Genomic DNA, 12792 nt, shown 5'->3' with positions numbered 1-12792 from the left:
CCGGCGTGGGAGGCGCACAGCTGGAGATGCCGGGCATGCCGCGGCGGCTGTTCCCGGCGACGCCGAGCAAGCTGGCCACCTTCAGCGACTGCCCGCGCCGGTACCGGCACGCCTACGTCGACCGGCCCACCCCGGCCAAGGGCCCGGCGTGGGCGCACAACAGCGTCGGCTCGGCCGTGCACGCCGCGCTGCGCTCGTGGTGGGAGCTGCCGCTGCCCAAGCGCACGCCGGCCGCGGCCCGCCAGCTGCTGTACGGGGTCTGGTCGACCGCGGGCTTCCGCGACGCCGAGCAGTCCGACCGGTGGCGCGCCCGGGCCGCGGGTTGGCTCACCGACTACGTGGGCGGCCTCGACCCCGCCGACGAGCCGGTCGGCACCGAACGGCAGGTGGCCGCCACCACCGAGCGGCTGGCGCTGTCCGGCCGGGTCGACCGGATCGACCAGCGGGGCGACGAGCTGGTCGTCGTCGACTACAAGACCGGGCGTTCGGTCTGCACCGACGACGAGGCCCGCGGGTCACCCGCGCTGGCCGCGTACGTGCTCGGCGTGCGTCGCACCCTGCGCCGGCCGTGCAGCCGGGTCGAGCTGCACCACCTGCCGTCGGGCACGGTGGCCGCCTTCGAGCACACCGACCGGTCGCTGGCCAACCACGTCCGCCGAGCGGAGGACGTCGCCGCCGACATCACCGCGGCGACCGCGGCCGTCGACGACGGGGAGGACCCGGACGCCGCGTTCCCCGCGGTCCCCGGCCGGCAGTGCGGCTGGTGCGACTTCCGGCCCAGCTGCGCGGTCGGCCGGGCGGCCACCCCGTCGCGGGAGACGTGGAGCTTCCTCGCCGAGGAGGTCGTGCAGGCGCCTCCGGCCTGACCCCGCATCCGGCCCCGCTGCAGGGTCCCGCCGCGAGCTCGCGAGCGGTGGGGGGCAGCGGGGCCCTCCAGGGGAGGACGGGGTCCTGCTTCAGGCGATGAGTGGTGCGGCGGACGCGACGCGCTCCCGGGCCGCCCGCGCGATGGGTGACTCCCGCACCTGTGCCGGCACCGCCAGCGCCGCGCGGCGGAACGCCCGCACGGCGGCGGTCGCGGCGGTGTCGGTCAGGCCGTAGCCCGGCAGTCCGTACAACCGGCGTGCCCACCGGGGCAGCGTCGCGGCCCCCATGGCCGCCAGGGTGCTCCACGCGGGCCGTGCGGGGGTCAGCAGCTGCACCCACCCGGGCATCGGGGGCACCAGGACGAAGAGCGAGGCGTCCCGCGCCGCCGGGGTGACCGTCAGCTGGGGGCGGGTGCGCTGCAGGTAGGCGTCGAGCTCGGCCACGCTGGCCGGCACGTCGTCGGCCTCGCAGCCGATGAGCACCGCGGCGGTCACCTGCTCGGCGACGTAGCGGTCGGCGTCCCCGTCGGTCAGCGGCACCCCGGCGCGGCGGGCGACCGACAGCAGCGAGTCGACCTCGCAGCAGTGCACCCACAGCAGCAGGTCGGGGTCGTCGACGGCGTAGCGGCGGCCGGTGGTCTCCTCGACCGCCGTGTTGCCGCGGTGCATGCCGCGCACCCGGCGCACCGAGCGCAGCGCGTCCCGGCGGGTGCCGAAGGTCAGCGTGGCCACGTACTCGGCCGTGCGGGTCAGCCGCGCCCACGGATCGTCGGTGAAGGCGGTGGAGAAGCGGGCGACGCCGTCCATCGCCACCGGGTGCAGGGCCTGCAGCAGCAGCGCCCGGATGCCGCCGACGGAGAAGGCCGGGTCGGCGTGGATGCGCCAGCTGACGCTGTCGGGGCCGAAGAAGCCGAGCAGGTCCTCCTCGGCGGTGAAGTCGCGGATCGACGGCGTCCGGTTCACCGCAGCGCCCCGGCGTCCTCGGCGGAGCGGCCGGCAGCGGGGACCGAGGCCCAGAACTCCAGCAGGACCTCCACCGTGCGGGCCGGGTTCTCGATGGCGGGGGAGTGGATCGCGCCCGGGATGACCTCGTGCCGGGCGCCGAGCCGGCGCGCCATGTCCTCCTGGGCGGCCGGTGTCCACGCGTCGTCCGCCACCCCGTGCGCCACCAGCACCGGGACGCCGGTGGCCGCGAGCTCGGCGACCCGGTCGGGCTCGGTGGTCATCGCGTCGGCCATCCCGCGCAGGCTCGCGGCGCTGGTGGCGAGGAACCGCCGGGCCAGGAACTCGCGGGTCCGCGCAGGCACCAGCTGCGCCCTCGGGTCGGTCATGGCCAGCTGCTCGAGCGTCTCGTGCACCAGCGGCACGCCCCCGGCGTCCAGCAGCGGGATCAGGTGCTCGAGCAGCTCCGCCCGGGCGCCGCCCAACCGCGACGGACCGGAGCCGAGCAGGGTGAGGCTGCTGAACGCCGCGGGCTCGGCCAGGACGGCGGCCCGGCCGACCAGCCCGCCGAAGGAGTGCCCGAGCAGGTGCAGCGTGCCGACGCCCTCGGCGCGCAGCTGCCGGGCGACGGCGACCAGGTCCTGGCCCAGCTCGGCGACCGAGTAGCGGGCCGGGTCGTCGGGGCCGGGGGACTCGAACTGGCCGCGCTGGTCGAGCGCGACGACCCGGTGGCCGGCGGCGCACAGCGGACGCAGCAGCGGCGCGAAGTCCTCCTTGCTCCCGGTGAAGCCCGGGACCAGCAGGACGGTGCCGCGCTCGCCGTCGCTCCCCGTGTCCAGTGCCGTCAGCGGACCCGCGCCGCCGTCGAACGTGCGGTGCCGGGCGTCGTGGTCGGCGAGCTGGCGGAGGTCGTCGGGGGCGATCGAGAGAGGAGCGCGGTCGTCCGGGCCGCCGGGCATCACCATGCCCCCAGTCAACCTCGGCGGCGGCCCCCCTGCAGTCGACCCGCCGCGAGCCTGTGAGTGGTGGGGGGCAGGGGGCCCCTGTCTCAGCGGTAGGCGAGGACGCGGTCGGGCAGCTGGTGGACGACGACCGGGCCGGCCACGGTGAGCAGCCCGCCGGCCGGCAGCGGTGGGGTGCCGACGCGCTGCAGCTCCTCGCCGGTCACGAGGTCGCGGAGGACGACGGCGTCGCCCTCGGGCACCGGCACCGACGTCCCCGCGGCGAGCAGCGCCCGGTCGACGGTGCCGACGGGCAGGCCGGTGGCCGGGGTGCGCCAGGACACCGCGCCGGTGGCCTGGTCGACGACGGTGAGCGTGCCGTCGGCCCACACGAGCGCGCTGGTGCCGACCGCGGCCACGAGCACCTCGCCGGCGGCCGGATCGTCGACGGACCTGGCGAGGGGTGCGCCCAGCGGGGCGCCGTCGGCACCGGCGAGCAGCTGCACGCCGTCGTCCCCGCTGACGACGACCGCCTGCTGGACGCCGGCCAGCGCCGTCCCCTCGGCGGTGTCGCGGGTCCACTGCGGGCTGCCGTCGTAGCCGTCGAGCAGACGCACCCGCGTCGACCCGCCGCACTGCTCGAGGACGGCGACGCCGGCCCCGCCGACGTCGCCGTCGGCGAACGTGCAGCCCTCCTCCGGGGCGGCTCGCCAGCGGATGCTGTCGCCGACCGGGTCGAGGGTGAGCACGCCGGTCGGGCTGGTGGCCAGCACGATGCCCTCGGTGCTGGTGAGCACCGCGTCGGGGCGCAGGTCGAGGTTGCGGGTCCAGAGCCGGACGCCGGTGTCGACCGACAGCGCGACCGCCTCGTCGCAGCGGTCCTCGGTCCCGGAGACGGCGACGATGCGGCCGCCGACGAGGGTCCAGTCGCAGAGCCGGGCGTTGGCGCGGCTGTAGCGCCAGGCCTCCTCGCCGGTGACCACGTCGAGCGCGCGCACCCCGTGCTCGTCGCCGACGACGACGCGACCGCCGTCCACGGTCGCCCGGGTCGCGCCGCCGGACGCCGTGGTCGGCGCCGTCCAGGCCGGGGAGACGGCACCGGCCGGCGTCCCGGTGGGGACGTCGGCCGGTGCTGCGGTGGTGCTGTCGGTGGCCGCCGCGTCCGAGCCCCGCCAGAGCAGGGCGGCGACGACCACCAGCGCGAGGGTGGCCGCCGTCCACACCCACACCCGCAGTGGCGGGCGGTTCGGCCACCTCCAGGGGCCCGCCTCGAGCTCGCGAGGGGTGGGGAGGAGGTGGTCCTTCATCTAGGCGGCGGGTTCGGCCGAGCTGCGACCGGAGCCGCCGCGGCGACGCCGACGGCGCTTGCGGGCCGGGGCCTCGCCGGACGCGGCGCCCTCACCGGAGGGCGCCTCGACGGGCGCGTCGGTCGCGGCGGCGGCACCGGTCGCGGCCGCACCGCCACCCCGCGTGCGCCGGCGCGGACGGCTCTTGCGGGCCGCGGCCGGCTCCTCGCCGTCCGACCGGGCCGGCCCGTGGCCGCCGCCGGAGCGGGTCCGCTTGCCGGTCTCGCCGAGGTCCTCGAGGGTCTCGGCGTCCAGGCCCTCACGGGTGCGCTGCGCGCGGGGGAGCCGGCCGGTCGCACCCTCGGGCACGTCCAGGTCGGCGTAGACCCACGGCGAGGTCGAGTAGGTCTCCGGCGGGTCGGTGAACTCCAGGTCCAGCGCCTTGTTGATCAGCTGCCACCGCGGGATGTCGTCCCAGTCGACGAGCGTGACCGCGACGCCGCTGCTGCCGGCGCGGCCGGTGCGGCCGATCCGGTGCACGTAGGTCTTCTCGTCCTCGGGGCACTGGTAGTTCACGACGTGGCTGACGCCGGTGACGTCGATGCCGCGGGCGGCGACGTCGGTGGCGACCAGGACGTCGACCTTGCCGCTGCGGAAGGCGCGCAGCGCCTGCTCGCGGGCACCCTGGCCGAGGTCGCCGTGCACGGCCGCCGCGGCGAACCCGCGCTCGACCAGCTCGTCGGCGACCTTCTGCGCGGTGCGCTTGGTGCGGCAGAAGACCATCGCCAGGCCGCGGTCGCGGGCCTGCAGCACCCGGGCGAGCAGCTCGGGCTTGTCCAGGTTGTGCGCCCGGTAGATGAACTGGGTGGTCTGCGGGACCGTCGACCCCTCGTCGTTGCCGTGCGCCCGGATGTGCGTCGGCTGGGTCATGAACGACCGCGACAGCGTCACGATCGGGCCGGGCATCGTCGCGGAGAACAGCATCGTCTGCCGCTTCTCCGGGACCATCGCGAGGATCCGCTCGATGTCGGGCAGGAAGCCCAGGTCGAGCATCTCGTCGGCCTCGTCGAGGACCAGCACGCGCACCTTGCCCAGGATCAGGTGGCCCTGCTGCGCCAGGTCCAGCAGCCGGCCGGGGGTGCCGACGACGACGTCGACGCCGCTCTGCAGCGCCTGCACCTGCGGCTCGAAGGCCCGGCCGCCGTAGATGGCCTGCACGCGGACGCCGCGCTTGGCGCCGGCGGTGGTCAGGTCGCGGGCGACCTGCACGCACAGCTCACGGGTGGGGACGACGACCAGCGCCTGCGGCACGCCGTCGCCGCCCTCGGCGGCCGGGACGACCCGCTGCAGCAGCGGGACGCCGAAGCCGAGGGTCTTGCCGGTGCCGGTCCGCGCCTGGCCGATCAGGTCGTTGCCGGCCAGGGCCAGCGGGAGGGTGAGCTCCTGGATGGCGAAGGTCCGGGTGATGCCGACCTCGGCCAGCGCCGCGACGACGTCGGGGTGGACGTCGAAGTCGCTGAACAGCGGGGCGTCGTCGGCCACGGGGGCGCCGCCGAGCTCCTCGACGGCCTGCTCGAGCTGCTCGGGCGCGGGGGCGCCGGTCTCGGCGTGCTCGATCTCGGGGGTGGTGGGGGTGTTCTCGGTGGAGGTCAGTGCTCTCGCCTCTGGTCTGCTGGGGGCCGGCTCCGGGGCGCGCTCGCGCCGCTCCGCAGCTGTCCCGGTCGGGTGTCGCGGGATCAGTTCCAGCGCCGACGCGGCCAGCAGAAACCGGACCGCACCTCGATGTCGGCCCGGGAGGAGACCCCTCGGGGTGTCGTCTCCAGCGGTCGTCAGCGCACAGATACACAGCGAACCGGAGGGCTCGCCGATTCCCAGTCTACCGTGCGCGGCGGTTAGCCTCCCTCCGCCGCGCTGTCCGGACCCCCGTGCCACCCGTCCGGGGCAGTCGCCGACCGTCCCACCGACCCCGGGAGCTGCCAGTGGACACCGTCGACAAGCAGGCCGTCATCGACCTGCTGGGCGTGTTGTCCTACGCCGAGCTGACCGCGTTCGACCGGCTGGCCGAGGACGCCCGGCTGGCGCCCACCCTGGACGGCCGGGCCGCGCTGGCGCAGATGGCCGCCGCGGAGATCGACCACCACTGCCGGCTGACCGCGCGCCTCACCGAGCTCGGCGCCGAGCCGACCGCGGCGATGAGCCCGTTCGTCCCCGCGCTCGACGCCTTCCACGAGAGCACGCGGCCGCGCACCTGGCTGGAGGGCCTGGTCAAGGCCTACGTCGGTGACGGCCTGGCCTCGGAGTTCTACCGGGAGATCGCCGGCTTCCTGCCCGACCCCGACCGCGGGCTGATCCTCGACGTCCTCGCTGACACCGGGCACGCCGACTTCGCCGTCCGTGAGGTGCGGGCGGCCATCGCCACCGACCGCACGCTCTCCGGCCGGCTGGCCCTGTGGGGACGGCGGCTGGTGGGCGAGGCCATGCGGCAGGCACAGGCGGTCATCGCCGAGCGCGACCAGCTCGCCGAGCTGATCCTGGAGGGCACCGGCGACCTGTCCGGCATCGGCCGGCTGGTCGAGCGCATCACCACCGCGCACACCGAGCGGATGAAGACCCTCGGTCTCAACCCCTGACACGACGACGGGGCGCCCCGCTGGTGCGGAGGCGCCCCGTCGGGACGTGCGGACCGTCAGGCCCCGGCGATGAAGCCCACGCGTCGCTGGTCGGCCTGCGCGATCTCGACGTAGGCGATGCGGTCGACGGGCACGAGCACCCGACGTCCGCGCTCGTCGACCAGGGTCAGCAGGCCGTCCTTGGTCGCGCCGGACATGGCCTTCGCCACCTCGGTCGCGATCTCGTCGGGGGACTGGGGGCTGTCGATGACCAGCTCCCGGGGGGAGTGTTGGACACCGATCTTGACTTCCACGGGGGATGCCTCCTCAGAGTTGCGCGGCTGTTCCCCACGCTAGTGCAGCCGGAGAACCGCCGACCTGCGGTGCAGGTGCGCCGTCAGCGAACGAGGCCCCGCTGCAGGGTCCCGCCGCGAGCTCGCGAGTAAGGGGGCAGCGGGGTCCCTTCTTCAGCGCGGTGTGCCTTCGCCGCCCTCGACCCGCGGGAAGCCGGAGATGCCGCGCCAGGCCAGCGCCGTCAGCAGGGCCACCGCCTCGTCGCGGGAGACGGTGCCCTTGCGGGGCAGCCACCAGCGGGCGCTGGTCTCGGACAACCCGGTCAGGCCCGAGGCCAGCAGCAGGGCCCGCTCCCGGTCGAGGCCGGTGTCGGCGGCGATGACCTCGCCGATGGCCTCCACGCACGCGCGGTGCCCGCGGTCGGCGAGCTCGCGGACGTCGTCGTCGTTGTTGAGGTCGGACTCGAAGACCAGCCGGAAGGCGGCGCCGTCGGCGTTGATGAAGTCGAAGTAGGCACCGACGGCCCCGTTGACGCGGGTGCGGTTGTCGTCGGTGCCCTCCATCGCCTCGCGCACGCGGTCGGTGAGCAGGGTGACCTGCTGTTCCAGCAGCGCCAGGTACAGCTCACGCTTGCCCGGGAAGTGCTGGTAGAGCACCGGCTTGCTGACCCCGGCCCGGTCGGCGATCTCGTCCATCGCCGCGGCGTGGAAGCCGTTGGCGACGAACACCTCCTGCGCAGCCTGCAGCAGCTGCGCCCGGCGGGCGCCCCGCGGCAGGCGGGACGAGCGGCGGACGGGCGCGGGAGCTGGGCGGGATGGGTGCATGGCGGGCAGATGTTACCGACCGGTCACCCGCTCGCGCGCCGTCGTGGGCCCTGACCTACCGTCGGCCGGGTGCCCGAGGGTCCCGCAACCCCCATCGCCCCGGAGCGGCGCCCGGCCCGGCTGTCGACGGCCGCGCTGCCCGGCACCGACGCCGTCCCGCCGCCGTGGCCCGGGGAGCAGGTCGCCGTCCGCGGGGGAGAGGTCTTCGTCCGGCGGACGCCGTGGACCGGCCCGGTGGACGGCCCCCGCGAGGGTGCGCCGCGGGAGCGGGCGCTCTACGTGCACGGGCTGGGGGGCGCCTCGACGAACTGGACCGACCTGGCCGCGCTGCTCGCCGTCCGCTTCGACGGCTGGGCCCTCGACCTGCCCGGCTTCGGTCGCTCGCGGCCGCCGGCGCGCACCTCCTACTCGGTGCGGGGGCACGTGGCGGCGGTCGTCGACGTCCTGGAGCGGATCGTCGCCGAGCCGGGGGAGGCCGCCGGCCGGCCGGTGCACCTGCTGGGCAACTCCCTCGGCGGCCTGGTCTCGGTGCTCGTCGCCGCCGGCCGCCCCGACCTGGTGGCCACCCTGACGCTCGTGTCGCCGGCGATGCCGGTCTACCGCGTGCCCGGCGCCTTCAACCGCACCCTGCTGCTGCTCCTGCTGCCGGGCATCCCCGCGCTGGCCGAGCGCCGGCTCTCCGGCGTGACGCCCGAGCAGCAGGTCCGGGGCATGGTGCAGGTGTGCTTCGGTGACCCGCGCCGGGTGCCGAGGGTGCGGCTGGAGCAGGCGCTGGAGGAGATGCGCGAGCGCGCCGGGCAGCCGTGGGCGACGCAGGCGCTGACCCGCAGCATGCGCGGCCTGATCACCTCCTACCTGCGGGTGGGCCCGCGCAACGCCTGGCGGCTGGTGCGGTCGCTGCGCCCGCCGACCCTGGTCGTCTGGGGCGACCGCGACCGGCTCGTCGACCCGGCGCTCGCACCGCGGCTGGCCGACGCCGTCCCCGACGCGCGGCTGCTGGTCCTCGAGGGGGTCGGGCACGTCGCCATGCTCGAGGCGCCCGAGCCGACGGCGCGGGCGGTGCTGGGGCTGGCCGAGGACGCCGCCGAGGCGGTCCTGGAGCGCGGCGACGCGGCCCGGGCCTCCTGACCCACCTGCGTACACGCCGTTCCCGCGCGGTCTCCGCCGGGACCGCCGGGGCGTGAGAGTCTGCTGAGGTGAGTCCCGCGGACGCCTCCCCCGGCCGCGGACCGAACGGGCGCACGCGACCGGCCCCGGACGCCGGCCCGCCCGGTCGTCCTGCGCGTGCCGAGGAACCCGCGCGCGGGCTGCCGCGCGTGCCCCCGCCCGCGGCCCGTCGCGCCCAGCCGCACGAGTCCCCGCGGTCCGCCGACACCAACCCGGTCCTGACCCGGTCGGGGTCCGCGAGCCGCACCGACCGTCCGCAGGGCCGTCGTCCCGCGGCGACCGGTACCGCGCCGGGTCAGGGACCGGGCGCGCCGCGCACCGGCGGGACCCGCGTCGTCGTGCGCGACCGCGCCCGGTCGGGACCCCCGAGCGGCGGAGGCGGCCGGTTCCGCCGCTTCGTGACCCGCTGGGGATGGCGGGCCTACGCCATCCCGCTGCTCGCCCTCGCCACCGTGGTCACCCTCGTCGACCTGGTGCTCGGCGACACCGGCACGAGCGGGTCGGCCACCGCCGCGCCGGAGCCGTCGGTCGCCGCCGTGGCCCCCGGCACCGTCGAGCCCACGGCGACGCCGACGGTGACGCCCACGGCGCCGGTCGAGGTCGACGCCGCACCGACCGAGGCGCCGGAGACCGCCGCGGGAGCCCCCGGCTTCGTCCAGCGGGGCGCGGGCACCGTGACCGTCGTCCCCGGCACCTCCCAGGTCCACGGCACCGGGCCGCTGCAGCGCTTCGTCGTCGAGGTCGAGGACGGCATCGAGGTGGACGGGCCCTCGTTCGCCGCCGCGGTCGAGGAGACGCTGGGCGACCCGCGCTCCTGGGGCAACGGCGGGCGGATGTCGTTCCAGCGGGTGGGCGAGGCCGAGGCCGCGGCCGGGGACTTCGCGTTCAAGGTGACCCTGATCAGCCCCGGCAACATGGAGCGGTACTGCCCGGGCGTGGGCACCGGCGGCTACACCTCCTGCCGGTACGGCGACCGCGCCGTCATCAACCTGGCCCGCTGGGCGACCGCCGTCCCCGACTACCAGGGCGACATCCCCACCTACCGGCACTACGTGGTCAACCACGAGGTGGGCCACGCTCTCGGCAACGGCCACCAGCAGTGCCCCGGTCCCGACCAGCCGGCCCCCGTCATGCAGCAGCAGACCCTCGGGCTCGAGGGCTGCGCCAAGAACGCCTGGCCGTACCCCTGACACGGTCGGGCCACCGGCGGCACCGCCACGGGTGCGCGTCCGCGCGCCCGTCCCCGGGTAGGGGGCGGGCATGGACGCGATCTCGTTGGGCAAGGCCGGTCTGCAGGGGTGGCGCGCGAAGCTGGCCGACGCGGTGGCCGACCCGGTCGCCCGGAACTCCGGTCTCACCGCCGACCAGGTGAGGGCAGCGGTCGGCGCTGCCTTCTTCGTGCTCTCGGTCGTCTACGTGGGCCAGACGCTCAAGCGGCTGGCCGCCGGGAGCTGAGGTCCGGGCGTCTCGTCCCGTCCTCCTGCTGCGACGAGCGCCTCCGCGCACTGGTCGGCCGCGGTCGGTCGTCCGACAGCCCGCCCTGCCGTGGGAATCGTCCTGCGTGCCAGGCTGTTGACCCGACGAACGCCGGCCTGCGCTGGGCCGCTGTCGAGTACTGAGGAGCAGCTCGTGTCCCTGCCACCCCTGGTGGAGCCCGCCGAGGACCTGACGATCGACGAGGTCCGCCGGTACAGCCGTCACCTGATCATCCCCGACGTCGGGATGGATGGGCAGAAGCGGCTGAAGAACGCCAAGGTGCTCGCCGTCGGCGCCGGCGGCCTCGGCTCGCCCGTGCTGATGTACCTGGCCGCGGCCGGTGTCGGCACGCTGGGCATCGTCGAGTTCGACGTCGTCGACGAGTCGAACCTGCAGCGCCAGATCATCCACGGCAAGTCCGACGTCGGCCGGTCCAAGGCCGAGAGCGCGCGCGACTCCATCAAGGAGATCAACCCCTACGTCGACGTCCGCCTGCACGAGACGCGGCTGGACAGCGACAACGTGATGGAGATCTTCGGCCAGTACGACCTCATCGTCGACGGCACCGACAACTTCGCCACGCGCTACCTGGTCAACGACGCCTGCGTGCTGCTGGGCAAGCCGTACGTGTGGGGTTCCATCTACCGGTTCGACGGCCAGGTCTCGGTCTTCTGGAACGAGCACGGCCCGAACTACCGCGACCTGTACCCGGTGCCGCCGCCCCCCGGCATGGTGCCCAGCTGCGCCGAGGGCGGCGTGCTCGGCGTCCTGTGCGCGACCATCGGCGCCATCCAGGCCACCGAGGCGGTCAAGCTGATCACCGGCATCGGCGAGACGCTGCTCGGCCGGCTGATGGTCTACGACGCCCTGGAGATGACCTTCCGCACCATCAAGGTGCGCAAGGACCCGGAGGCCGAGCCGATCACCGGGCTCATCGACTACGAGACCTTCTGCGGGGTCGTCTCCGACGAGGCCCAGCAGGCCGCCGCGGGCTCGACGATCACCGTCGACGAGCTCAAGGACATGATGGACGCCGGCAAGGACTTCGAGCTCATCGACGTCCGGGAGCCCAACGAGTACGAGATCGTGTCGATCCCCGGCGCGAAGCTCATCCCCAAGGACGAGATCCTCTCCGGCCGGGCGCTGTCGCAGCTGCCGCAGGACAAGCCGATCGTGCTGCACTGCAAGACCGGCGTCCGCTCGGCCGAGGTGCTCGCCGCGGTCAAGAACGCGGGCTTCTCCGACGCCGTCCACGTGCAGGGTGGCGTGACGGCCTGGGCCACGCGCATCGACAAGACGCTGCCCACCTACTGAGCGGGAGGACCACCCTCCCCCCGGCCGCCCTGCAGGGTCCCGCAGCGGTGGGGGTGGGGTGGTCCTCGCCCCGGTCCGCTCCCGTTCGGGGGCGGACCGGGCCGTCGCGCTGTCTACTGATCGCATGGCCGACTTCGCCCCCACCGAGCTGCTCGCGCTGTTCCAGCGCGCACAGGCTGCGTTCACCGACCGCGTCGACGCGGTGAAACCGGAGCAGTGGGACGACGAGGCGCTGCCCGGCTGGACCGTCGCCGACCTCGTCGCGCACCTGGTGACCGAGGCGCTCTGGGCGCCGCCGCTGCTGGCCGGCGAGCCGTACACCGACGGCCGCTTCCCCGACGACACCAGCGACCTGCTCGGCGACGACCCCCTGACCGGCTGGGAGTCCGCCGCCGACGGCGCGCTGGCCGCCTTCGCGCAGGACCGCGCGTTGCTGCACACCGTGCACCTGGAGCGCGGCCCCACCTCGGCGGCCGAGTACATCGAGGAGCTGACCGCCGACCTCACGGTGCACTCCTGGGACCTCGCCCGCGCCACCGACGGCGACACCGAGCTGGACCCGGCGCTGGTCACCGCGGCCCTGGTGGTCGCCGACCGGCTCCCCGCCGACGGCGTGCCCGGCCTGTTCGACCCGCCGCTGGACGTGCCGCGGACCGCCTCACCGCAGGTTCGGCTGTTGGGCAGGTACGGCCGCCGGGGCTGACCCCCGTCGGTACGACAGGGGTGGACGACGACCCGCGGCCCCGTACCCGCGGCAGCGGCGGGCCGCTCTCCCCGGGTGCCTCGTCGCTGGACGTCGACGAGGCGGTGTTCGACGCCGTCGAGCGCATCCCGCCGGGGCGGGTGAGCACCTACGGCGCGATCGGCCGGCTGGTCGGCGTCGGGCCGCGGCGGGTCGCCCGCGCGCTGTCCCGGGGCGGGGCAGCGGTGCCCTGGCACCGGGTGGTCCGCGCCGACGGCTCGGCCGCCGAGCCGGTCCGGGTCGAGCAGCTGGCCCTGCTCGCCGCCGAGGGGGTGCCGGTGCGCTCCGGCCGGGTCGACCTGGCCGCGGTCGGCTGGCCCTGAGTGCGGTC

At 75.6% G+C, this 12792-nt stretch carries 14 protein-coding genes; 8 read left to right on the top strand and 6 right to left on the bottom strand.

The features are described 5' to 3' along the window. The first annotated feature begins 5 nt into the window (after window positions 1-5). Window positions 6-866, top strand: a complete 861-nt coding sequence (locus tag ACI79G_RS14315) for a RecB family exonuclease (RefSeq protein WP_456881787.1) — start codon at window positions 6-8, stop codon at window positions 864-866. A 90-nt stretch (window positions 867-956) separates the two neighbouring features. Here ACI79G_RS14315 and ACI79G_RS14310 read toward each other — a convergent pair whose 3' ends face one another. From ACI79G_RS14310 to ACI79G_RS14295, 4 genes are all read right to left on the bottom strand, one after another. Then, entirely contained in the window at window positions 957-1829 is an 873-nt protein-coding gene (locus ACI79G_RS14310; protein WP_456881786.1) for an oxygenase MpaB family protein, read from the bottom strand. Further along, a complete protein-coding gene (locus ACI79G_RS14305; RefSeq protein WP_456881785.1) occupies window positions 1826-2773 on the bottom strand; it encodes an alpha/beta fold hydrolase in 948 nt (315 codons plus the stop codon). Before ACI79G_RS14305 ends, ACI79G_RS14310 begins: the two co-directional genes overlap by 4 nt. A gap of 83 nt (window positions 2774-2856) precedes the next feature. Beyond that, a complete protein-coding gene (locus ACI79G_RS14300) occupies window positions 2857-3945 on the bottom strand; it encodes an outer membrane protein assembly factor BamB family protein (protein ID WP_456881784.1) in 1089 nt (362 codons plus the stop codon). A 111-nt stretch (window positions 3946-4056) separates the two neighbouring features. Further along, window positions 4057-5577, bottom strand: a complete 1521-nt coding sequence (locus ACI79G_RS14295; RefSeq protein ID WP_456881783.1) for a DEAD/DEAH box helicase — start codon at window positions 5575-5577, stop codon at window positions 4057-4059. Between the two features lie 437 nt (window positions 5578-6014). Here ACI79G_RS14295 and ACI79G_RS14290 point away from each other — a divergent pair, with 437 nt between their 5' ends. After that, entirely contained in the window at window positions 6015-6665 is a 651-nt protein-coding gene (locus ACI79G_RS14290; RefSeq protein ID WP_456881782.1) for a ferritin-like fold-containing protein, read from the top strand. 56 nt (window positions 6666-6721) lie between these two features. Here the strand turns inward: ACI79G_RS14290 and ACI79G_RS14285 are convergent, their stop codons facing one another. Together ACI79G_RS14285 and ACI79G_RS14280 are read right to left on the bottom strand one after the other, a co-directional pair. Then, window positions 6722-6958, bottom strand: coding sequence for a DUF3107 domain-containing protein (locus ACI79G_RS14285; RefSeq protein WP_091212895.1), 237 nt, complete (start codon window positions 6956-6958; stop codon window positions 6722-6724). Between the two features lie 153 nt (window positions 6959-7111). Next, window positions 7112-7762 carry a TetR/AcrR family transcriptional regulator gene (locus tag ACI79G_RS14280; RefSeq protein ID WP_448617698.1) on the bottom strand — a complete coding sequence of 217 codons (651 nt, stop codon included), beginning with the start codon at window positions 7760-7762 and terminating at the stop codon, window positions 7112-7114. A gap of 69 nt (window positions 7763-7831) precedes the next feature. On the opposite strand from ACI79G_RS14280, the gene ACI79G_RS14275 reads away from it, so the two are divergent. The 6 genes from ACI79G_RS14275 to ACI79G_RS14250 all read left to right on the top strand — a co-directional run bounded on the left by ACI79G_RS14275 (window position 7832) and on the right by ACI79G_RS14250 (window position 12784). Then, the gene (locus tag ACI79G_RS14275) at window positions 7832-8890 is read left to right on the top strand and encodes an alpha/beta fold hydrolase (RefSeq protein ID WP_456881781.1); all 1059 of its coding nucleotides are present in this window, start codon (window positions 7832-7834) and stop codon (window positions 8888-8890) included. 437 nt (window positions 8891-9327) lie between these two features. After that, a complete protein-coding gene (locus tag ACI79G_RS14270) occupies window positions 9328-10119 on the top strand; it encodes a DUF3152 domain-containing protein (protein ID WP_456881780.1) in 792 nt (263 codons plus the stop codon). A 70-nt stretch (window positions 10120-10189) separates the two neighbouring features. Continuing rightward, window positions 10190-10384, top strand: coding sequence for a hypothetical protein (locus ACI79G_RS14265; RefSeq protein WP_456881779.1), 195 nt, complete (start codon window positions 10190-10192; stop codon window positions 10382-10384). Between the two features lie 174 nt (window positions 10385-10558). Continuing rightward, complete coding sequence (gene moeZ / locus ACI79G_RS14260; protein WP_456881778.1) at window positions 10559-11719, top strand: adenylyltransferase/sulfurtransferase MoeZ; 1161 nt, start codon at window positions 10559-10561, stop codon at window positions 11717-11719. Window positions 11720-11843: 124 nt separating this feature from the next. Next, window positions 11844-12422: a TIGR03086 family metal-binding protein gene (locus ACI79G_RS14255; protein WP_456881777.1), complete on the top strand. Its 579-nt coding sequence runs from the start codon at window positions 11844-11846 to the stop codon at window positions 12420-12422. A gap of 20 nt (window positions 12423-12442) precedes the next feature. Continuing rightward, window positions 12443-12784, top strand: coding sequence for an MGMT family protein (locus tag ACI79G_RS14250; RefSeq protein WP_456881776.1), 342 nt, complete (start codon window positions 12443-12445; stop codon window positions 12782-12784). Window positions 12785-12792: the final 8 nt, after the last annotated feature.

The organism is Geodermatophilus sp. SYSU D00779 (genome assembly GCF_054050595.1).
This window is presented reverse-complemented; position numbering and strand designations above follow the sequence as displayed.